This is a genomic window from Actinospica acidithermotolerans (assembly GCF_018139625.1).
Lineage (GTDB): Bacteria > Actinomycetota > Actinomycetes > Streptomycetales > Catenulisporaceae > Actinospica > Actinospica acidithermotolerans.
Genome location: NZ_JAGSOH010000001.1, coordinates 32,857 through 54,304, shown reverse-complemented (window position 1 = coordinate 54,304; position 21,448 = coordinate 32,857). Strand labels below are relative to the sequence as shown.

18 protein-coding genes and 1 pseudogene are annotated in these 21,448 nt (G+C 69.4%); 11 read left to right on the top strand and 8 right to left on the bottom strand.

Going from position 1 to position 21,448, the window contains the following annotated elements; all coding sequences use genetic code 11:
• The first annotated feature begins 80 nt into the window (after positions 1 to 80).
• The 8 genes from KDK95_RS00210 to KDK95_RS00175 all read left to right on the top strand — a co-directional run bounded on the left by KDK95_RS00210 (position 81) and on the right by KDK95_RS00175 (position 12,119).
• Positions 81 to 1,721 (top strand): TIGR02677 family protein, encoded by a 1,641-nt coding sequence (locus KDK95_RS00210; RefSeq protein WP_212515869.1) that lies wholly within the window; start codon positions 81 to 83, stop codon positions 1,719 to 1,721.
• Complete coding sequence (locus KDK95_RS00205) at positions 1,718 to 2,992, top strand: TIGR02678 family protein (protein ID WP_212515868.1); 1,275 nt, start codon at positions 1,718 to 1,720, stop codon at positions 2,990 to 2,992. The genes KDK95_RS00210 and KDK95_RS00205 overlap by 4 nt, the downstream gene beginning before the upstream one ends.
• A complete protein-coding gene (locus tag KDK95_RS00200) occupies positions 2,989 to 7,113 on the top strand; it encodes a TIGR02680 family protein (protein ID WP_212515867.1) in 4,125 nt (1,374 codons plus the stop codon). The genes KDK95_RS00205 and KDK95_RS00200 overlap by 4 nt, the downstream gene beginning before the upstream one ends.
• Positions 7,110 to 7,808 (top strand): TIGR02679 domain-containing protein, encoded by a 699-nt coding sequence (locus KDK95_RS00195; RefSeq protein ID WP_212515866.1) that lies wholly within the window; start codon positions 7,110 to 7,112, stop codon positions 7,806 to 7,808. The genes KDK95_RS00200 and KDK95_RS00195 overlap by 4 nt, the downstream gene beginning before the upstream one ends.
• A gap of 34 nt (positions 7,809 to 7,842) precedes the next feature.
• Entirely contained in the window at positions 7,843 to 8,487 is a 645-nt protein-coding gene (locus KDK95_RS00190; RefSeq protein WP_212515865.1) for a DUF2399 domain-containing protein, read from the top strand.
• Between the two features lie 340 nt (positions 8,488 to 8,827).
• The gene (locus KDK95_RS37315; RefSeq protein WP_372463237.1) at positions 8,828 to 10,282 is read left to right on the top strand and encodes an ATP-binding protein; all 1,455 of its coding nucleotides are present in this window, start codon (positions 8,828 to 8,830) and stop codon (positions 10,280 to 10,282) included.
• 13 nt (positions 10,283 to 10,295) lie between these two features.
• Complete coding sequence (locus KDK95_RS00180; protein ID WP_306466350.1) at positions 10,296 to 11,594, top strand: outer membrane protein assembly factor BamB family protein; 1,299 nt, start codon at positions 10,296 to 10,298, stop codon at positions 11,592 to 11,594.
• A gap of 195 nt (positions 11,595 to 11,789) precedes the next feature.
• Entirely contained in the window at positions 11,790 to 12,119 is a 330-nt protein-coding gene (locus KDK95_RS00175) for a hypothetical protein (RefSeq protein WP_212515862.1), read from the top strand.
• On the opposite strand, the pseudogene KDK95_RS00170 reads toward KDK95_RS00175, so the two are convergent.
• The 4 genes and pseudogenes from KDK95_RS00170 to KDK95_RS00155 all read right to left on the bottom strand — a co-directional run.
• Positions 12,116 to 12,301 (bottom strand): annotated as a pseudogene (locus tag KDK95_RS00170) (ATP-binding protein); the annotation flags it as partial. The gene KDK95_RS00175 and the pseudogene KDK95_RS00170 sit on opposite strands and share 4 nt — an antisense overlap.
• Before the next feature lie 185 nt (positions 12,302 to 12,486).
• Positions 12,487 to 13,065 carry a hypothetical protein gene (locus KDK95_RS00165; RefSeq protein ID WP_212515861.1) on the bottom strand — a complete coding sequence of 193 codons (579 nt, stop codon included), beginning with the start codon at positions 13,063 to 13,065 and terminating at the stop codon, positions 12,487 to 12,489.
• A gap of 544 nt (positions 13,066 to 13,609) precedes the next feature.
• Positions 13,610 to 14,269 (bottom strand): nucleotidyl transferase AbiEii/AbiGii toxin family protein, encoded by a 660-nt coding sequence (locus KDK95_RS00160; RefSeq protein ID WP_212515860.1) that lies wholly within the window; start codon positions 14,267 to 14,269, stop codon positions 13,610 to 13,612.
• A 3-nt stretch (positions 14,270 to 14,272) separates the two neighbouring features.
• On the bottom strand, positions 14,273 to 14,596 hold the full coding sequence (locus KDK95_RS00155; RefSeq protein WP_212515859.1) for a hypothetical protein: 324 nt from the start codon (positions 14,594 to 14,596) through the stop codon (positions 14,273 to 14,275).
• A gap of 277 nt (positions 14,597 to 14,873) precedes the next feature.
• On the opposite strand from KDK95_RS00155, the gene KDK95_RS00150 reads away from it, so the two are divergent.
• A complete protein-coding gene (locus KDK95_RS00150; protein WP_212515858.1) occupies positions 14,874 to 15,464 on the top strand; it encodes a type IV toxin-antitoxin system AbiEi family antitoxin domain-containing protein in 591 nt (196 codons plus the stop codon).
• Positions 15,465 to 15,506: 42 nt separating this feature from the next.
• On the top strand, positions 15,507 to 16,097 hold the full coding sequence (locus tag KDK95_RS00145) for a nucleotidyl transferase AbiEii/AbiGii toxin family protein (RefSeq protein ID WP_212515980.1): 591 nt from the start codon (positions 15,507 to 15,509) through the stop codon (positions 16,095 to 16,097).
• 151 nt (positions 16,098 to 16,248) lie between these two features.
• On the opposite strand, the gene KDK95_RS00140 is transcribed toward KDK95_RS00145, so the two are convergent.
• From KDK95_RS00140 to KDK95_RS00130, 3 genes are read right to left on the bottom strand one after another with little or no spacing between them, the layout of a single operon-like run.
• Positions 16,249 to 16,857, bottom strand: a complete 609-nt coding sequence (locus KDK95_RS00140; RefSeq protein ID WP_212515857.1) for a hypothetical protein — start codon at positions 16,855 to 16,857, stop codon at positions 16,249 to 16,251.
• A gap of 22 nt (positions 16,858 to 16,879) precedes the next feature.
• Positions 16,880 to 17,926, bottom strand: coding sequence for a WXG100 family type VII secretion target (locus KDK95_RS00135; protein WP_212515856.1), 1,047 nt, complete (start codon positions 17,924 to 17,926; stop codon positions 16,880 to 16,882).
• Positions 17,919 to 18,254, bottom strand: a complete 336-nt coding sequence (locus KDK95_RS00130) for a hypothetical protein (protein WP_212515855.1) — start codon at positions 18,252 to 18,254, stop codon at positions 17,919 to 17,921. The genes KDK95_RS00135 and KDK95_RS00130 overlap by 8 nt, the downstream gene beginning before the upstream one ends.
• Before the next feature lie 481 nt (positions 18,255 to 18,735).
• Here KDK95_RS00130 and KDK95_RS00125 point away from each other — a divergent pair, with 481 nt between their 5' ends.
• Positions 18,736 to 19,230, top strand: coding sequence for an SMI1/KNR4 family protein (locus tag KDK95_RS00125; RefSeq protein WP_212515854.1), 495 nt, complete (start codon positions 18,736 to 18,738; stop codon positions 19,228 to 19,230).
• A gap of 66 nt (positions 19,231 to 19,296) precedes the next feature.
• On the opposite strand, the gene KDK95_RS00120 is transcribed toward KDK95_RS00125, so the two are convergent.
• On the bottom strand, positions 19,297 to 21,360 hold the full coding sequence (locus KDK95_RS00120) for a GmrSD restriction endonuclease domain-containing protein (protein ID WP_212515853.1): 2,064 nt from the start codon (positions 21,358 to 21,360) through the stop codon (positions 19,297 to 19,299).
• Positions 21,361 to 21,448: the final 88 nt, after the last annotated feature.

Below are 21,448 nucleotides of genomic sequence, written 5' to 3'. Positions count from 1 at the left end.
CCGATCCACCTCGTCGGCACCGTCGTCGATCTCCGCGAAACCGGGTCCGGCGCTCCGACAGTACGGAACAATAGGACCTTGTGAGTACCGCACCTGCGTCTTCATCGACCCCGACGGGTCAGCCGCAGCCCTTCGCCTACCTCAGCACGCCGAACGCGGCGTTGTACGGGCGTATTCTGGGCGTGTTCGCACAGGCCAGGGCTCGGTTCACGGTGCATTTGCGGCCGGAGGACGTACTGGCCGAGCTGCGGCGGGAGGCCGGTGCGGCGCCGGTGGCGATCGAGGCGGTTTCGGGTGGTCTCGAGCAGTTGGTGGCGTGGGGGAACCTGCATGCCGACGCCGATACCGGTCGGGTGACGACGGTGGAGGACTTCCATCGTGCGCGCTATCTCTATCAGCTCACCCGGCACGGGCAGGCCGCGGTTGCGGCGATCGCGGCGTACGAGCAGGCGCTGGGTCACCGCGGCCAGTTGCAGGCGGTGGCGTTGGAGGATATCGCCGAACAGCTCGCGTCGCTGCTCGTGCTGGCGCGGGAGGCCGATCCGGATCCGGCGAAGGTGCACCTCGCGCTGCTCGGTCTGGTCGACCGGTTCACCTCGCTCGCGGACAACGCCGAGGCGTTCATGGCCTCGTTGCGGCGCACGATCGACTTCCAGGACGGTGACGAAGAGGCCTTCATCGCCTACAAGGACCGGCTGATCGGCTATATCGAGCGGTTCATCGCGGATCTGGCGAACCGGGGCGCGCAGATCGCCGACCTGCTGGGCCGCGTGGGCGATGCGGGAGTGGAGCGGCTGCTCGCGCTCGCGGCACGGCGCGAGGCCGCGGACGCGGTGCCCGATGGCTCGGCTGACGCGGTGCCCGACGGCGACGGTGATGTGGACCGCTCGCAGTGGGAGGATGGTGCGCTGACGGTGGCGGCCGCCGCGGCGCTTGCCGGGTGGGAGAACCGCTGGCGGGGGCTCACGGACTGGTTCATCTCGCGTGGCGCGCATCATCCTTCGCAGGCCAAGCTGCTGCGCGCGAGCGCGGTGAGCGCGATCACGAATCTGGTGAACACGGTCTCGGCGCTCAATGAGCGGCGCGGCGGGCGGGTGGACCGGTCCGCCGACTTCCGTGCCCTGGCCCGTTTCTTCGCAGAGGCACCCTCCGATGAGGATGCGCACCGGCTGTGGCGAGCGGCGTTCGCGCTCGGTCCGGCGCGGCACCTGAGCGTGGACGGGGAGACCGAGGAGCTGTGGGAGCGCGAGGCGCCTTCGCCCAGTACGCCGTGGGAGCAGGCGCCGCCGTTGCGGATCAGCCCCCGGTTGCGCGAGACCGGCTCGTACGAGCGGCGCGGCTCGCCGAATCGGGTGGCGGACCGGTCCGCGGCCCGCGCGCTTCTGGCCGAGCAGGCCGAACTGGAGGCGGCGCAGACGGCTGCGGCACGGACCCGGCTGGCCACGGACGGTCCGACGCTCCTGTCCGAGCTCGCCGGGCCGGACGGTCTGGACCGGCAGGCGTTCCGGCTGTTCCTGGCGGTGCTCGGCGACGCGCTCGCCGCGCGGACGCCGGGAGAGGCGGAGTGCTCGGCCGTCACCGGGGACGGATCGATGCAGGTGCGTCTGAAGCTGGTGGACGCCTCGAAGATCGTCGAAGTCCCGACGGACGACGGTGTGTTGTCCGGCCCCGAGCACGTCATCGAGATTCTGGACCTCGTCGGCTCCGGAGGCGGCGCGTGACGGATGCGGACCTGGCGGCGACCGCCGGAGACGGGGCGGTGCTGGCCGGCCCGCGATCCGCGGCACTGGCGGCGGATGTGCGAGCCGAGCGGGTCAAGGCGGCGCGGGCGCTGCTGGCCCGGCCGTTGCTGCACGTCGGCTGCGAGGAGTTCCGGCTGGTGCGCAAGCATGCGGCGGAGCTGACGGCGTGGTTCGCCGCGGAGACCGGCTGGCGCCTGTCGGTCGATGCGCAGACCGCGCGGCTGCTCAAGACGCCGGCGCGGCTGGACGACGCGTCCCGGCCCGCGGTGGCCCCGAAGACCAAGACCGCGTTCACCCGGCGCCGCTATGTGCTGCTGTGCCTCGCGCTGGCCGTGCTCGAGCGGTCGGACAGCCAGATCACCCTCGGTCGGCTGGCCGACGGGGTGATCACGGGCATGGCCGACCCGGCGTTCACCGAGGCCGGGATCGACTTCCGGCTCGAGCGGCGGGAGGAGCGCTCCGACCTTGTGGCGGCGGTGCGGCTGCTGCTGGATCTCGAGGTGCTCGAACGGGTGCACGGCGATGAAGAGGCGTTCGTCGCCCAGGCGGAGAACGACGTGCTCTACGACGTGCGACGCAGGGTGCTGTCCGGGCTGCTCGCGACGACGCGCGCGCCGTCCGGTGTGCGGGCGGGCGGCTTCGAGCAGCGTCTGGCCGAGTTGACGGCCGAGCCGCGCCCGGACACCGACGAGTCGCGGCTTCGTGCTCTTCGGCACCGGCTCACCCGCCGCCTGCTCGACGACCCGGTCGTCTACTACGCCGAGCTCGACGAGGACGAGCGCGACTACCTGGTCCGGCAGCGCCAGGCCATCACCGCGCGTATCAATGCTCTGACCGGGCTGGTGCCTGAGCTGCGTGCCGAGGGGGTGGCTATGGTCGATCCGGATGACGAGCTGACCGACGTGCGGATGCCGGAGCAGGGCACCGAGGGGCATGTCACGCTGCTGATCGCGGCGCATCTGGCCGAGCAGGGCGGTGCCGCCTCGCGCTTCGAACTGGCGCGGCTGGTGCGTGCGCTGGCCGCCGAGCACGGTAAGTATTGGCGTAAGTCCGCCACTGACCCGGCCGCCGCCGGAGACCTGGTCGACGCCGCGCTGCGCCGCCTGCTCGCGCTCGATCTGATCGAGGTCTCGGGGGAAGCGGGCGACGAACTGTTCGCCGCGAAGCCCGCGATCCACCGCTATGCCCTGGCCGCGCCGCGCGTGACGGTCCCGGGCGCCAAGACCGCTCGCAAGGACCGCTCGCGATGACTGAACCGACGAACCCCGATCTGCCGCGTCCCGCGCGTCCCCGCTGGCAGCCGCTGCGCGCCGGCCTGGTGGACATCTTCTACTACGACGACGAGGAGTTCCGCTTCCACGACGGGCGGCTGCTGCTGCGCGGCAACAACGGCACCGGCAAGTCCAAGGTGCTCGCCTTGACCCTGCCGTTCCTGCTCGACGGCGAACTCGCCGCGAACCGGGTGGAGCCGGACGGAGACCGCGCGAAGCGGATGGAGTGGAACCTGCTGCTCGGCGGCAAGCACCCGAACGACGAGCGCACGGGATACACCTGGCTGGAGTTCGGTAGGTTGGACGAGGATGGCCAGGCGCACTACCGCACCATCGGGTGCGGGTTGAAGGCGGTGAAGGGCAAGGGCATCGCGCGGCACTGGTTCTTCGTCACCGACCGGCGCGTCGGCGAGGACCTCGCGCTGGTCTCGGCCACGCGCGTGCCGGCGACCCGGGATCGGCTCAAGGACGCGCTCGGCGATCGCGGATTGGTGTACGAGACCGCGACCGAGTACCGGCGCGCGGTGGACGAGGCGCTGTTCGGGCTCGGCCGGGAGCGGTACGAGGCGCTGGTCGGCCTGCTGATCCAGCTGCGCCAGCCCCAGCTGTCGAAGAAGCCTGACGAGAAGCTGCTGTCGAGGGCGCTGACCGAGGCGCTGCCGCCGCTCGATCCGGCGCTGATCGGAGAGGTCGCCGAGGCCTTCCGCGGTCTCGACGAGGAGCGCGAGGCGCTGCTCGCCTTGCAGGAGACCGCCCGCGCGGCCGAGCTGTTCCTCGGCCACTACCGCCGCTACGCGCGCGTGGCCGCGAAACGGCAGGCGGCCGTGCTGCGTCTGGCGCACAGCAAGTACGAGCACCTGGGCCGGGACCTGGGCGAGGAGGACGCCGCGTACACGGACGCGGCCGGCCGGCTCGCCTCCGCCCTCGACCGGCTCGGCGAACTGGAGTCCGAGCGCGAAAGGCTCTCCGCGGCCCGCGACGCGCTCAACCGGAGCCCGGAGATGGACGCGGCGCGCGGCCTGCAGGAGGCGGGCAAGGCCGCCCGCACCCTCGCCGATCTCGCCGCCGACCGCGCCGCCGCCCGGGACCAGGCACGTCACCAGGCCGAGAACTGGGCCCGCCGGGTCGCCGCCGCGCAGGCCAGATCCGACAACGACGCATCAGCCCTCGACGACGCGCGTACCCGCGCGTCCCGGACTGCCGAGCGCGCTGGCATCGACCACGCGGCGGTGTGGTCCGAGACCGAGCGCGAGGCCGCACCGTACCCGCAGGCGCGGCGCGCCGGTGAGCGGGCGGTCGAGCAGCGCACCGGGGCGATCGCGGGCCTGGAGTCGCTGCTGGCCGCGCTCGACCGGGCGCACGAGCGGGCGAAGGCGGCCCGAGCGGAGGCCTCGCGCGCAGCCGAGGACCGCACAGCGGGCCAGGACAGGGTCTCCGCGGCGCAGGCCCGGATCACCGAGCTCGCCGCGGAGCTGGTCGAGGCGTATCGCGGCTGGTTCCACGCGCACCCGGGCACGTGTCCGGAGGACCCGGATGCCGTGCTGGCGAACCTGGAGTCGTGGGCCGAGACCCTGGACGGCGCCAACCCGGCCGCAGAAGCGGCCCGAGCCGCCCACCAGCGCACCAGCGGCGCCCTGACGCGCCGGGAGGCCGGACTGGAGGCGCAGCGCACGGACGCACGGGCGCGGCTTGCCGATGCCGCGGCCGAGATCGAACGGCTGGAGGCGGGCGGGCATCAGGCGCCCACGCCTGCGCACACGCGCGACGCACCGGCCCGCGCGGACCGGCCGGGGGCGGCGTTCTGGCGCGCCGTGGACTTCGCCGAGCACGTTTCCGAGGCCGACCGGGCCGGCCTGGAGGCCGCGCTCGAGGCCGCCGGCATTCTCGATGCCTGGCTCAGCCCCGACGGTGTGCTGCATGCGGCCGGTTCCGGCGACGCCCTAGTCCTGCCCACCGCGACCCCCGCCCCGGACGGCGGGCTCACCGCACTGCTGCGTCCCGCCGTGGACCGCGCGGACCCGCAGGCCGCCGAGCTGCCGGACCACGTTGTGACGGCCGTGCTCGCATCCATCGGCGCACGCGAATCCGATCACGCCGCGTGGGCCGACACGAACGGCCACTACCGGCTCGGCGTGCTGCGCGGGCGATGGAGCAAGGAATCAGCGTGCTTCATCGGCGACGGCGCCCGCGAGGCCGCGCGGCGCGCCCGCCTGGCTGAACTGGCCGCGCACAGCGCGCAGATCCAGGCCGAGCTCGACCGGATCGCACTGGGGTTGGACGAGGTGCACCGGCTTGCCGAAGCGCTCGCCGAGCACCTGCGCGTCCAGCCTTCCGATGCCGCGCTGCGCGACGCGCACTCCCGGCTCTCAGCGCAGAACGACCTGCTGCGCGCCCTGATCGAGCGCGCACAGCAGGCCCAGCGCGTCGCCGTCGACCGGCAGCAGGCTGTGGAGGACGCCGAGAACGAGGCGGACCAGTACGCGCAGGACACCGCACTGCCGAGCGATCGCGAGGCACTGACCGGGATCCGCGACGCGGTCAACGACTATCGCACGGCGCTCGCCGCGCTCTGGCCGGCCGCGAAGGCGGCGGTCGAGGCCACCGCGGCACTCGGCGACGCGCAGGCGGAAGCGAACGCCGCCGCCGAGACGCTCACCGCCGCCGCGGAGCAGGCCGAACGCGCCGAACGCGAAGCCGCCGGCGCCGAAGAACGCCGCCGCGTGCTCCAGGAGACGATCGGCGCGAGCGTGGAAGAACTCTTCCGCCGCCTGCACGAGGTCGAGGCCGCGCAACAGGAGCGCGAACAAACCGAGCGCGCGACACGGGCCGAGCACGATTCCGCGATGCGCGATCGCGAGCGAGCCGACGGGCGCCGCGACCTGATCCGCCGGGAGATCGAGGCGGCCACCCAGGAGAGGGACACGGCCGTGCTCGCGCTGCGCGAGTTCGCCCGCACCGGGCTGCTCGCCACCGCGCTGCCCGGCAGCGAGCACCCGCCGCTGGACGCTGAGTGGGCGCCGAGCCCGGCCGTCGCGCTGGCTCGCGCGATCAACCAAGACCTCGACGCGGTCGACGACGCGGACCGGGCCTGGGATCTGATCCAACAGCGCGTCGCCCACGAGATCAAGGCCCTGACCGACGCGCTCGGCCGACACGGGCACAGCGTCGGGATGACCCCGCACGCCGGGCTCATGCTCGTCGACGTCGTCTACCTCGGCCGATCCCAGGACGTGCCCGCGCTCGCCGCCGCCCTGGCCGAGGACGCCGAGCAGCGCGGCCGCCTGCTGTCGGCCAAGGAGCGCGAACTGCTCGAAAACCACCTCGTCGGCGAAGTCGCAGGCGCCCTGCAGGAGCTGATCGCCGCCGCCGAGGAACACGTGCTGGAGATGAACACCGACCTCGAACAGCGCCCGACCTCCACCGGCATGCTGCTGCGCTTCCAGTGGAACCCCGCCAAGACCGCGCCCGAGGGCCTCGAGGCGGTGCGCGGCAGGCTGCTGCGCAAGTCCGCCGACGTCTGGACCCCGGCCGACCGCGCCCTGGTCGGACAGTTCCTCCAGGCGCGCATCGCCGCCGACCGCGAGGAACGCCCCGGCGACTCGTGGGCCGACCAGCTCGCCCGGGCCCTCGATTACCGGGCCTGGCACGAATTCGCCATCCAACGCCGCCAGGACGGCCAATGGCGCCCGGCGACCGGCCCGGCCTCCGGCGGCGAAAGAGTGCTCGCCGCCTCGATCCCGCTGTTCGCCGCCGCCTCCTCGCACTACTCCTCCGGCCGACCCACCGCCCCGCGGCTGATCGCCCTCGACGAGGCCTTCGCAGGAGTCGACGACGACTCGCGGGCCAAATGCCTCGGCCTGCTCGCCTCCTTCGACCTCGACGTCGTGATGACCAGCGAACGCGAATGGGCCTGCTACCCGACCGTGCCCGGCGTCGCCATCGCCCAACTCTCCCGCCGCGAGGGCGTCGACGCCGTGCTCGTCACCCCCTGGGTCTGGGACGGACGCGAACGCCGCCGCGCACCGCGCAGCACATCCTTCGCCTCGGGCGCGCCCGAGCAGCCGGACGCCGACAACACGCAGGAAGCACTCTTCGCGTGACCACGCACGGACCGGACCTCGACCGGCTCGCCCGCATCCTCGGCACGCCGGAGACCTCGTGGCTGCTCGAGCGCATCCGCAAACGCGCCGCAGAGGGACGGACGCTGACCGGCACCCTCACCCTGAGCACGGCCTCGCCCGCGCAACGCCGCGCCGTCGATACCCTGCTCGGCCGCGCACCGAGCCGCGGGACCTCGCTCACCGTGCGCCTCGAGGAACTCGACGCGATCGTGCGCACCTCCGGAATCCACCCCGGCGGCCTGCGCGCCGCCGTCGAAGAGCTCACCGGTCCCATCCCGGACACCAAGGCGAACGCCCAGGCCGAGGCACAGGCCTGGCGCCGCGCATACGAACCGCTGGATCAAGCGTTATCGGGCAACGCCTTCCTCGAAGCCTGGTGGACCCGACCCCATACGCGCGGTGCGTTCAAGCGCCTGGCAGGCGGCGACCCGGCCGCGGCACGAACGCTCGCCGCCCACACCGCCACAGTCCTGACCGCCCTCCCGGCCGACGGCGTCGCGCTGCCCATCCTCGCCGCACGCGCCACCGGCGACGCCCACGCCCTGGACGCCGACCGGCCGATCGGCAGGCTCGTGCTCGCCGGCCACCGAGTCATGGGCCCGCTCGCTCGCACCCGACCCCGAGACCCTGATCACCGCCCCGAAGTCCGAGCAGCGCCGCGCCCAGTGGGCTGAGCTCGGCGTCAGCCTCGACGAACTCTCCTCGCGGGTGCTCGTCCTCGCCCTGCCCGGCGACGCGGCCGCACCCGGCAGCCTCGGCCGCCTGCTCACCGTCGCCCGCGAGCACGGCGAACCACTCGCGCTCACCCTGCGCCAAATCAATCACGGCGCGGCGATCAGCGAGCGGTCGGCTGCAGTGCCCGGACCAGGAGCGGTGATTGCCGAGCGGGAGGCGGCGGCCGGCATACCCGATCCGTTCGGCGTCGGCCAAGGCGAGGTGTTCGTCTGCGAGAACCCCGCCGTCCTCGAAGCCGCCGCCCGGCACCTCGGCCCGTCCTGCCCACCACTGATCTGCGTCGAAGGCCACCTCTCCGCCGCCGCCCGCGCCCTGCTGCGCGCCCTGCGCGAACGCGGCGCGCGCTTCCGCTACCACGGGGACTTCGACTGGGGAGGCGTGCGCATCGCCGACTCCGTACTCGCACTCACCGGCGCGGCACCCTGGCGCTACACCGCCCGCGACTACCTCGACGCCGTCGACCGCGGCCACGGCACCCCACTGAACACCGGCGAACCCTGCGACGCGCCTTGGGACCCGCACCTGCGCGCAGCGATCTGCGCCCGCGCCGTCCGCGTCGAAGAAGAGCACGTCCTGGCCGAACTGCTCGCAGATCTCGGCGGTCACCGTTCCACGTAGCCGCAGCCGACGCAGCGTGGTTGCGCTGCGGGCTTGGCGCAGGTCACGGCCGTGCCGCGCGTTGCCGGGCCGGTGCGAGGCGCACGGTGTCGAACAGGACGGCCCTGGCTATGCCGCGCCAATGTCCGTTCGCTGTTCGGTGGTGACCGAACAGCGAACAACTTCTTCTGCAGGGCCGCCGAGCGGCAGCGCCCCGTCCTTCAAATCGTCGTCGCGGCTCGAGTGTCGTGCGCCCGCGAGCCGCCGAGGTGCCACAGGATGACGGCTGTATAGTTAGGAGTACGATTCTTAGTATTACGCTCCTAACTCTGGAGGCCGGGTGTTCGCGAAGCCGCAGGACATGTTCGACCGGGATGCGGAGTGGGCCGCCCTCGCGCGGTTCGCGGCCGATGAGCGGCCAGGCGCGACGTTGGGCGTGGTCTCCGGGCGCCGCCGTCAGGGCAAGACGTTTCTGCTCGATGCGCTGTGCAAGGAGAGTGGCGGGTTCTTCTTCGAGGCGACGGAGGCGGCGGATCCGGAGTCGTTGATGCGGATCGGGGCGGAGCTTGGCCAGTACACGGGCGCGGCCTTCCCTCCGCGCCCGGCCGATTGGCACGAGGTCGTCGACGGGCTGCTGCGTCTCGGTGAGGAGCGCCCGGTGACGGTGGTGATCGACGAGTTCCCGTACCTGGCGAAGGCCAGTCCGTCGCTGCCATCGGTGATCCAGGCGGCGTTCGGCCCACGACGGGACGAGCGGCTGCGGTCGCGCACACGGCTGCTGCTGTGCGGATCGGCGATGTCGTTCATGGGCAGGCTGCTGTCGGGCACGGCGCCGCTGCGAGGCCGGGCTGGGCTGGAGATGGTCGTCCGGACGCTGGACTACCGACAGGCGGCCGAGTTCTGGGGAGTGCGCGATCCGCGACTCGCGGCGCTGCTGTACGCGGTGGTCGGTGGCACCCCGGCGTATCGGGACGGCGCCGCGGGCGGCCGGGCGCCGGGCTCGGAGGCGGAGTTCGGGCAGTGGGTGATCGAGCATGTGCTTGATCGATTCAGCCCGCTGTTTCGCGAGGCACGCTACCTGCTGGCCGAGGAGCCCGACATCCGGGACAACGCGCTCTACCACTCCGTGCTCGCAGCAGTGGCCGAGGGCAACGCGACGCGCGGCGGAATCGCCGGCTACCTGGAACGCAAGTCCACCGACATCTCCCATCACCTCTCGGTCCTCGAGGACGCAGGCCTGCTGGTGCGTGACGTAGATGCTTTCCGCCCAGGGCGCAGCGTGTACCGGATGAGGGAGCCCCTGATCGTCTTCCACCACGCGGTGATGCGGCCGGAATGGAGCCGGCTCGAGCGGCAGGGACGGGCCGAGCAGGTGTGGCAGGACTCGCAGCGGCGCTTCCTGGGCAGCGTGATGGGTCCGCGCTTCGAGCAGATTTGCCGCGACTGGGCTCAGGACTACGCGCCCAGCGATCTGTTCGCGTCACCGGTCGCCCACGTCGGGCACGGCGTGGTCAACGACCCCGAGCGGCGCACATCCCACGAGATCGACATCGTCGTCTCCGGCAACGACGCGGCAGGGCGCAGGATCCTGCTCGGGCTCGGCGAGGCAAAGTGGCAAGAACCGCTGGGCCTCGGCCACCTCGAGCGCCTCAAGCGCGTGCGCGAACTGCTGATCGCCGCCGGGCATCCGGGTGCCGAGAGCGCGAAGCTGCTCTGCTTCGGCGCCGCCGAACCCTCCGCGCAACTGCGCAGCCTCGCCGCGGAGGGAGAGGTCACGGTCATCGGCTTGGACGAGCTGTACGCGCCACGGGCTTGACGGGCATAGCGTTATGCATGATGCCTTGCGGGGTCGCTGGCGCGCCGCGGTCGCTTCACGCCATCGGGCTCCGTCGTCCGCATCCACAACAGCGACGGCGCGTCGCCATGGCGGCGCAGGAGATTGTCCGGGCGCGTCGCCACTGGCTGAGGGGCGGGCTGCGTGGCGAAGCAGCGCGCCGTCCCGGCGAGTGACGCAGCCAGGTTGCCGAGGCAGGCGAGGCCTGTCTGGGACGGCGAGCCCCCAGAAACGCGTTGCGCCGCCGCTACGCCACTGCTGGGATGAACGCATGTTCGGGCAGACGGTGTGGGAGCGGGATCTTCATCAGGCGGGTAGCCCGGCCGGGTTGGCGGTGACCGGCGAGCACATCGTCGTCCACGAGCGACGCACTCGCCTGGTCGGTCTCGATCCCCGCGATGGGGCACTGCGCTGGGATATCGCATGCGGCGCGTGGCCGCGCGCGACCGTCATCGTGGGCGAGCGCTGCCTGGTGATCTCGCAGAATCGTCCAGAACTGTCCTGCCTGGACGTGCGCACCGGCGAAGTGCTCTGGAGCGCGCAATTGGCCGAGTTCACCGGGCATCTCGCCGCGACGCGGGACACGGTGCTGGTCGGCGGCTGGCGCGGCTACACTCCGCTGACCGCGTTCGATCTGCAGACCGGATCGATGCTGTGGCGCACTCCGCAGCGAGTCGAGAGCGCGGTGCCGGTGGTGGTGGAGTCCGGCGTGTTGATCGGTGAGCCGCACGGCACGGAGGTCAGCCTGGTCGAACCGCGTGATCGAAGGATCAAGGCGCAGTGGTCGCTGCCCGAGCCTCTGGTTTCGGGCGACACGCGGCCGGTCCTTACGCCGCTGGATCGCGATCGAGTCCTTGCGCGGTGCGGTCCGCGTACCGTGGTTGAACTCTCGCTCCCCACCGGAGCCGTCACGACCCTCTTCAGATCTGACGACCTCGACCTGGAGCCTCGGGCGGTGAGCAGGACGGGCCCGATCCTCTGGGTACGCGAGGCCCGCCGCGGAGTCAGAGCCCTCCAGGCGCACGACGGGACACCGCTGCGCCGATTCGCCGCGGCGGACGTCGATCATGCCGTCCAAACGGACTCGGGGTTCGTAGTCGCTGATTCCAGGGGGCGGCTGGCGCTGGTCGATCCAGACCCCGGGGCGCCGCGCTACTCGACGCACTCCAGGCGCATCGCGCAGCGGATCAGGGCTCTTCGCGAGCACGGATCCCGCACCGTACTGGTCCTGACCAAGGGCACGCTGCGCGTCGTCGACGTCGATACGACTACGCCAGACACGAGCCGAACCTGACATCCGGCTTCGCCAGATTCAGTGGGCGAAGCGCCTCGCCGATTGAACCTCGCCACATGGCGAACCGTGTGTCAACGCCTCGTGAAATTTGACCCCCAGCGGTCTTGCGAAATCTGACCCCGGTGGTTCTCGTTCGTCGTGGTGCCCGGGCCCGGAAGCGCGGGTCCGGCGTGGTGTGGTGCACACTGTTGGGCTGTGGGAGCCGACGTCTCGTTGATCCGTGTGCACCGTTCGGGTAGCAATCCGAGCCGGTGGCGGCAGGAGCATCTTGAGGTCGTGCTCGACCCGAGCGATCTCTTCGCCGAGCTGTGTAGCGGCTGCGGTCTGCCGATGCTCGAGCGCATCGACCCATACGGCTCACTGGTGCTCTCGAGCGCGGAGATGGACCAGTTCGTGACGGAGTTGTCTGTGTTGCGGCAGCGGGAGAAGGCCCGCTTCTCAGGAGCGCTACTCGAGGGGATCGAGCAGTTGGCGCGCCGGTGCTCGGCGGAGTCGGATCTTCAGCTGCGTATCGACGGTGATTAGCCGTTGGCGGCGCGGTTGTCCTTGGCCAGTAGTTCGCGGCGCTGGCGGGTGCGGTAGGAGTCGCCGGTGAGGGTGAGGACCTCGGCGTGGTGGACCAGGCGATCGATCATGGCTGCTGCGACTACGTCGTCTGAGAAGGTCTCTCCCCAGCGCCCGAAGGGCAGATTGCTCGTGACTGTCAGGCGCCACGGTAGATGACGATGGCGGGCGTCGTTGACGGTGACGATGGTGGACTCGGGCATTCTTCGCCTTTCGATGGTTGGGGATCGTCGTGGTGTCGCTCGTATCGTCGCGCTGTCGCCGGATCACGGGATTCAGGTTCTGCGTCGCGTTTTCGGGCAGGCGGGAGCATCACGCGGCAATTGGATCAGCCGGGGTAGGACGGGCGCAGCAGGCGTCCGCCCGTAGCCAGCGCGAGCAGCCGCCACGGGTCGCGGCCGGCCGCGGGCCAGCGGGCGGTGATGGCTGTGGCGAGGCGGCCGAGCGCGTCGAGCGCTGCGGCGGCGGGACGCGCGTGCACGGTGGTGGACAGCAGGTCCTGATCGAGCGCGACGACGCGGCGGACGGCGTCGAGCGTGATGGCGTCGGCGTTCGCGGTCAGGCGCCGGGTCCAGTCGGCCACGGTGGAGGCCGGCACGCCGAGCTCGGCGGCGATGGTGCGACGGCCTGTTCCGCGGGCGAAGGCGGCCAGCGCGGGTCCGATGACGTCGACGGCGTAGGCGCGCCCGACCAGGATGTCGGCGGGCAGCAGCACGTGCGTGGCCCGGCAGTCGCTGCAGCGGCCGCGGTCGGGGCGCAGCTGCCGCCGAACGCCGTGCGCGCCGGTGATGGCGCGGTGCCGAGCGCGGCCCCATGGGCGAAGCCGACCAGTCCGGCACGAAGGGCAGGTCAGGGCCCCGTGATGCAGCGCACGCCGCGCTGCTTCGGCGTCGATGACCTCGATCACGTCTCATCCCTGTCAGGGTGCTGGTCCGGCGCCCGCGGTGTCCACGGGCGGAGTGGTGTTGCACTCTCGCAGTAAACAGCTTGTCGCCGCAACCGGTCTGAGTGCCCTGCGGGTCACCGACCGTCGACGACACGGTGACGACGCACGCAGGGGCGTCAGACACGGCTGGGGTGCGGTCCGCGCGCTCGTGGTCACCATGGCGCCGCCGACGAACCGCGGGGAGCGCGGCCGGGGGTTGTCAGGCCCATAGTCGTTCTGGGCTAACGGCATCGTCGCCGCAAGCGGCGGCTGACACGTGACCATGACCGAGCCTTGCACTTTCAGCACCTCCCTAGCGTCGGGGGGTCAAGATTCAACAGTCGCTAGGGGGTCAGTTTTCACGAGTCGTCGACACCGTGGGTCGCCATGTGGCCTCTCGCCAGGTCTACTGCATCCAGACAGACATCGAGGACGGCGCTGTGGCGATGGAGCAGCTGATCGACCTGGCCTGGGCACGAGGGTTCCCCACGTGGTGACCTGCTGACCTGGTGCGAGGCGGGAGGGATCAGAGAATCTGGGTTTCACCGGTTTGACGGAGGTCTTCAGCCCAATCGAGCAGATCCCGGCGCAGTGCGGCGACCTGCTCGGGGGCGAGGCCGTAGAAGGTGAAGCGGGTATCGTCGTAGCGGGAGCTCGCGAGCAAGGCCTGTGCGAAGACCGTTGTGTCGAACCCGGGGTCGTGTTCGGCGGCGAGTTGAACGAGTCGCTCGCGGGTGTAGCCGCCTGTGGTCATGGCGGCGTGGATGTCGATGTAGTCCCGAGGCAGTCCTCGGGAGAAGGCTGCGCAGATCTTGTTGGCGACCGCGTCGTCGCGGTGCAGGACTGGCCCGACGGCTGCTCGAGCCGGAGGATTCGCCCGCCAGTCGTAGCCGAGTTCGACCTTCATGGATTGGTGCTGCTCATCGGTGACGGTGAACCGCGCGAAAGTCTCGTGCTGTGCGTCGAGGGTGACGATGAGGCCTTCTTGCATCCACGCCTCGCTGACTGCTCGGACCGCGGCCTCGAATGCGGCGGGGTCACCGCGGTCGGTGAACAGGTCGACATCCTCGGACATGCGTTCGAGAAGGCCATGGGCTTGAATCGCGTAGCCCCCGGCGAGCACGAAGCCGAACTTGTCGATCGTTGCCAGCGCTGTGCGCGCGACGCGTTCGTGCAGCGGATCCACAGATTACGCCGCCCGGGCCATAGCCAGGGCCGGGAAGCGCGACTCCCACAGTTGCCGCACGCGCGCGGGCAACCACAAACGAGTCCAGAGCCCGCGCAGCAATTCCGCATTCAAGGTTGCGCGGAGGTCGGCGGGATCGAGAGCCTGATTCAAGACGGTCTCGTACAGCAGCCGTTGATCCTGGTCGTCGGCCAGATCGTAATGACGCGGTCCGGACCAGTCTAGGCGCAAGGGCAGGTCAACCACGCCGTTGTCGGGCCCAGCCAACTCAGCCAAGTCATCGACCACAGCATAGGGCCTGGTCTGCGCGTATCCAGCTCGCTCCACACCCCCAGTATGCCACCGTGGACCAGAATGGAGCGGGGGCTGCTTCGACGTCGTCGAGGTCTACGGCTCGAGACTTCAGACCGCTGGGGAGCCGCCTTTCATCTGCCTCGTGCCATGGGCTCGCACTCCCCGCTGCAGAACGCCCGGTGGGCCGATGACCAGGGCTTTCTCGCCGATGAACCCGGCCGGGAACTATCCACTACAGGTAGTGGCTACCTGTGTAGAATAGTTCCCCAGAATGCGGTTGTCAGGACCGACGCGCGTAGAGGCAGGCACGATGAGCGGAGCTACAGACACGCCGCTACCTGAGACTTTCACGTATACCGACGCGCGCACGGCCGGGATCTCGAAGCGGCGGCTCTACAAACTCCGTGACGACGGGCAGATCGAACAGCTCGGGCACGGCCTCTTCCAGAGAAGCAACCGCGGCCACGACGCCGACATCGACCTGATCGAGATCGCCATACGAGCTCCAAAGGCCACCTTATGTCTCACCACCGCTCTGGCCAGACACGGGCTGACGGACGAGATTCCGGCGGGTATCGATATCGCCCTCCCCCGTGGGCAATGGAGACCCGCGACTAGGGCGCCAGCAATTTGGCACAGCTTTACCCCAGCCACCTTCGATCTCGGTCGCGAAACGCTCGAGCTGACCAAGGAGCTGTCCATCGGCCTCTACAGCCCCGAACGCAGCATCATCGACGCGTTCAGACTGCGCCACCGTGAAGGAAGCGATCTGGCGATCGGCGCCCTTAAGCGCTGGCTGCGCCTGCCCGGAAGCCAGCCGGCAACGCTCCTCGGACTCGCCGCCGACTTCCCCCGTACCCGGCCTGCGCTGCGTACCGCCCTGGAGACACTCCTTGCCTAGCACCCGACCCGCTCGACCACGAGCGGGCGCACCTACCTCGACCTGCAGAATCTTGCGCGCAGGCAGGCTCGCCCCACGGACGAGCTGCACCAGCTTTACGCCCTTGAGGGCTTCCTTGCCCGGCTGACCGTCTCCCCCTATGCCGATCGGTTCGTCTCGAAGGGCGGCGTACTGCTCGCCGCCTTCGGAACCCGCCGGCCAACTCGAGACATCGATCTGTACGCCGACCAACTCTCCGGCGAGGTCGAGGCTATGCGCGAGGTGGTGCGCGCCATCGCCGCCATCCGTCTCGACGACGGCCTGGAACTGGACCCGGACTCGGCCAGCGCCGAATCGATCCGCGATGAAAACGAGTACACCGGAGTACGGGTCACCCTCACCGGGACGCTCTCGGTGGCTCGCTTGTCCTTCCATATCGATATCGACGTGGGCGATCCGGTATGGCCGGCCCCGCGTCCGGTCGAGCTGCCCAGGATCCTCGGCGGAACGCTAGAGATCACCGGTTACCCGCTCTCGATGGTTCTCGCCGAGAAGATCGTAACGATGATGCAGCGCGGCACCGCCAACACCCGCTGGCGCGATCTCGTCGATGTCGACATCGTCCTCGAGCCTCGCCGGAATCTGTGGGCATAGCTGTGCATAAGCCTGCTTATGCATGACAAGGTGCGGGCGGTCGTCACCGCGCCCAGGTTGACATTCCAGGGGAGTCTTTGCCCGTCGCGCATCTCGAGTGGGCGCCCGCGCGTGACAGTGAGTTCAAGCCGAGGCCGGGCTCCCCACAGCTTCAGTTCGCGGCGCCCAAGACCTGCCGCAGCAAGTCAGCCTGCTGTGGCGTGTCGGCCTGAAGCGCGAGCCATGAGCCGTCGGGGAAGACCAGGTCGGCGCGGTGCTTCTGGCGTTTGGGCGGCGGTTCGGGCCGGTTGCGCAGCTGGCCGGGACCGAACTGCGCGATCAGGGTCGGTGTCGGGCTCTTGCTGCGCCGGGGCAGGTGGGCAACCAGAAGCCGCCGGTCGGTGCGGACGAACTGCAGTGATGCGCCGAGGATGGCCGAGCCTTCAGCGCGTTTGCAGGGGTAGACGGCGATGACGAACTGGCCCGCGTTGCTGTCCCAGCCGCCATCCCAGGACTTGCTGCGGGACGCCATGTTGAAGATACCGGTGAGCACTGTCTCGGTCGGGGCGAGAACGGGGGCGACGCGTTCGAGCGTGCCACCGAGGTGACCGCTCAACCCGGGAGACTTGGGCAGCAGCTTGCTCGGCGGGTCCTTGATGTCCGAGTCCAGGCGCACAGGGATCGCAGCATAGAGCACCTCGTCCGGCGCGAGGACGGGCTGGAGTTGGGAGCCGTACTGGCTGAGGTCGGCGAGGCGGGTGTGCTCCGCGTCGTCAGGCAAACGTCCCATGGTCATGCTCCGGCTAGTCGAGGTTCAGCGGCTTGCGCTCGCTCGGATGCAGCGTCGTCAGACTATCGAGATCGCCGGCCAGCTGCGACGGCAGGTGGTACGGATCAGCCGGTTGGCCGGTCCCGGTCAGGGCATCTATCGTGGTCGCGTCAGCGCCGAGTCCGTCGCTGCTGGTGAGTATGTCTTTGGCGCCGCCCACGAGGTCGGGTGTCAGACCGACTAGGCCCAGTGCCGGCGCGACTGCGCCGCTTTTGACTACCCCGGTGGCGAAGTGCAGTGCCCGGTTCGTAGCCAGCAGCGCGCCGTCGCCCTCTTTGAGCGCCTTCGCAGCCTGGAAGATCCCCTTGGCCTGACGGAAAGCCTTGAACGCCTTCCAGGCGCCCTCAGCCTCTTTCAGGGCCTTGAGGTCCTTGAGCGTGCCTAGCAGCTTTTCCAGGACCTCGGCCAGCTTGGTGGAGACCTGGGCGGCCCGGGCGACGAACGCGGTCATCTCCGCGCCCTCCGCGATGCCTCCGGCGATCGTTGCAAGGCCGAAGGTGAAGAGGTCGGCGACGGCGGTGGCGGCCAGTGTGGCCACTGCGCACTCGATCGCCTCCCGGATGATCTCGTTGACCAGGTCCTCGGCCACCTGGCACTCTTGCGCCGCCTGGTTGAGAATCTGCGCGGCAGTGCCCATGTCGCCTGCCATCGAATCCAGCGCATTGACGAACTGGCCCAGGTGCTGTCCGAATGCAGCCGAGGCCTGCCCCTGCCACTCCTGCGGAAGCGGCCGGGCGCTCTGGCGCAGTTCATCGGCGACGGCCTTGGTCTTGTGCGCCTGTTCGAGCCAGACGTCGGCGGCCTGGGCCAGCGGTTCCGGCTTTCCCGTCACCTCCTGCAGGATCGAGATCAGGCCGGTGGCCTCGAGAATGCCGTGCACAGTGGAGTCGATGGCTCCGTCCAGCGCGTTTTCCGCAGCTTTGACCGGATGCGGCAGGTGGAAGGGTAGGTTGATGTCGAACAGCGGCTGGTTGATCCAGTTGTAGGCCGCGACGACCTCGTCGCCGATTCCGTTACCCACGGCCGCCTCCCAGCTGGCCTCTCATGTTGTGGTACATCTCGGTGATGGCCTGCTCGGTTTGCCCGTAGTTCACTGCGGTCTGCTCGAGACCGGCGCCGGTCTCGTGGAGCAGTTGGGCCGCTTCAGCGGTGTTCTCCACCTCGGCCTGCGCGTGCGCGGTGTACGCGCTGTGCAGGTCCCCAGAGGCTGGTAACAGGCCAAAGGCATCGCCGTCGATCTGCACTCCGGCGAGCGTCTGGTGTATTCGCTCGAGTTGCTGCTCTTGAGCATCGGCGACCTGCGCGAAGCTGCGCAGCGCCGCGACGTCCACCTGATAGCCACCGGCCATGACACGTCCTCCCCGTACTTGGCCATGCGCATGAGATAGGCCTCCCCCTGAGGCTGCAACGACCATACCACCGGGCATTGCCGCTGACGATGGCATCTGTGAAGCATCGCATGCCGGATCTTCGAGTTCGAAGTGCCAGTATCGGCCAACTGCCGGGGGCCATGAATCGTCACGCGGAAGCCGTGAATCACCGCGCCGTGACTACGAAGTCGGGTCGGGTAGCTGAGGACGAACGTCCAGATCGCCTGCGAGCTGGATGGGCAGCTCGCGACCATCGACCCCTCGCCTGTCTGCTGTGCGCGCCACGACACCCGCGCCTAAGTAGTCTCCGGGCTTAAAGCAAGTATATTGAGATGTTGGCTAACGGGACTTCTGTCGGGCGTAGCCCCCGGACGCAGCCAGCCGGCTCGCACGAGTCATGGTCAGGACCAGCTACATCGAGGGTGGACATAGTCCGCTTGCGCCGTCGATGATGGCGGGCGTGACGGAAGACGAGCTGGTCCAGGAGCTTTCCGCGCTGGCCGCCGAAGGCAGGTTCAAGGAGGCGCCCGCGAGCCCCGGAATGGTCGAGGCTGCGGAAGCGGCGATCGGACATGCCTTGCCGGCCCTGTTACGCCGCCTGTATACGGAGGTGGCGAACGGCGGGTTCGGCCCGCGTGCCGGAGTCCTGGGCGTGCCGGGCGGGCGTGGATCAAGCGGGGACTTCGCCGACATCGTCGATGCCTTCAGGGAGTTCACGGTAGAGCTTCCGCCGGATCACGAGCTCTACCACCCCATGCCGCCGGGCATGCTGTGGATTCTGGACGAGGGCTGTTGCATCTGGACGTTGATCGACCTCAAGGACCCTTCGGCCCCGTTGTGGGGCTGGGATCCAAGCGAGGAACCGAAGCTGCACAGCCTTGAACTCACGCTCGCGGACTGGCTGACGACGTGGCTCAACCTCGGCGCGCCCGACGACTTCCTCTGGCGAAGATAACCCCACCGCGCAAACAACTCGCCCCACATCAGTCCATGAAGTCCGACTGCCGTAATGGGGCGAGCATCAGGAATCTTCCCCGCCACCGAGGCCAAGCAGAGCTGCGAGTTCGTCGGCGCTGATGCGCTGCGCAGGGTCGGCTCGCTTGGTCTTGCTGTCAATGCGAACACCTTCCGCCCGCAGGACGTCGAGGACCGGCCCGCGGTTCTCGCCTGTCCAGCGAAAGTTCTCGGCGACTTTGCCTGCGGAGTTGAGCACTCTCCATGCGTTGGTGACGTCTGTGGCTTGAGCAAGGTGGTTGCCGACGGGCTGGGCGGCGGAGCCGATGAGAGCGGCGAGGTCTCCGTAGGTGGTCCAAGCGCCGGGCGGGAGCGCGGCGAGCGCCTGGTGCAGCAGCGACCAGTCCTTGCCCTCCGTCGGCCCGTGTGGTCCAGGTAGTGGGGCAGGCCAGATCTCGATCGCGGCTTTCGCCAGTTCGCGGCCGCGCTGCTCGATTTCCGCAGCGCCCCAGCGCTTGGTGGCCGCAATCCGGCGGTTGAGTTCGAGGTGGCTGTGGTTGAGCAGATCCTGCTTGCGCTGGAACGGATGGTTGGACAGCTTGCTGTTCTGTGCGGTCAGGGTCAGATTGCCGAGGGTGTGCTTGATCCTGGCGTGCAGATCGAGCGGCTCCTCGCCGTCGAGAGCGTCCTCGGCCAGCACTTCGAGCCACTCCGGGCCGGGGGTCTGGGGCAAGATGTGCTCGACCGTGAGCTTGGCGGAGGCGAAGTCGATCGGCTCAGGGTGCTCGTACGACTCCTCCAGACGGCGCAGGACGAAAGTGCGCTGGTTGGCACGGCCGTAGTGGTAGAACGGCTTGGTCAAGATCGCGTCGAGAACCTCCGCGTCGGTCGGCCAGGAGCGACGCTCTGATGAGAGAAGCCGGTGGATCTCCTCATCGACGGCTGCACCCGGGTCGAGCTGCCCCGGCAGATCCATGAACGACCGGTTCAGTCCAGCCGAAGGGACGCGGCAGATCATACGGCGCACGAGATGGCTTTCGATCAGCCCGAGAGCGCGTGCGACCTGTGCGTCCGTGGCCAGGCCACGTTCGCGATGGTCGAGTAAGAGCATGACCGGCGGGGCGATGACCTCCGCGTCCCAGCGGCGCAGCGTGGTGAGCGCAGTGCGAACTTCGGGGTTGTTCTCGTGCGCGGGATCGACCATGGTCTGGTAGTGCCAGGAACGCCTGACCAGTTCCTCGGCGTAGGCCTCGTAGACGCCTTCGTCCTCGTCGGTGGCGGTGAATCGATCCCGTTGAGCCCGGTATACGTCCTGACGGCGAACTCGGTTCTCGCCCTCGAGTACGAGTTGCAGCCAGATGAGGTGCTCGATTTGCTTGGGGTCCAGGCGTTTCTGCAGCGGCGTCCAGAGATTCTCGTAGACGTACTGGCCGCGGGTGGGCAGGTGCATGAACAGGTAGTTGCGTAGCAGGTCAGCTTGAGTGAGATCGAGACCGGTGTTGTTGAGTGACTGGAAGATCCGGTAGACGTTGTCGCGCTCGTCCGCGCTGACCTCCACGAGCGTCAGCCGCGATGTGATCGCCTCTTCAATCTTCTCGAGCGGCGGTTGGTCATCGCTGATCGCGATCTCGGCGAGCTTCGCCAGGAAGAACCGGTAGGCGAACCCGACCTTGGAATCGTCAGCGGCTGGCGGCGGTCCGGTGATGTAGGCCCGGTATGTAGCCCGGTCGGCCTGGGTGGGCATGAGCTTGACCGTGTCGTCGCCCTGGGTACGGCTGTTGGCCAGGAACCGGCGCGAGATCTCGGCGGCCCAATCAGGATCGGACGCCCTCACGTGGTCACGCAGCGCGGCCAACGCCAGGGACAGAGTGGTCAGCCGTTGCTGGCCATCGACCACGAGCGCGCGGGGGAAGGCCATTGTGTGCTGCGGTGACGGGGCGTGGACCACGGACCCGAGGAAGTGCGTAGAACCTTCGGTACCTTCGGTGATCAGCTCGGCCTGCTCGAGGATGTCCAGCCACAGCTGCCCAAGCTGATCTTCCTTCCAGGAATACGGACGCTGGAACAGCGGAACCTGGAACTGCTTCTTGCCTTCCAGTAAGCCCGCGAAGGTCGTCTCACCAGCACGCATCCCTCAGCCCACCCCTGCCCACGAAACTGAACCTCGAGTCCTTATACGCGCTGACTGTAGCGCCCTGCGGCAGCCCTCGTTCTGGAAA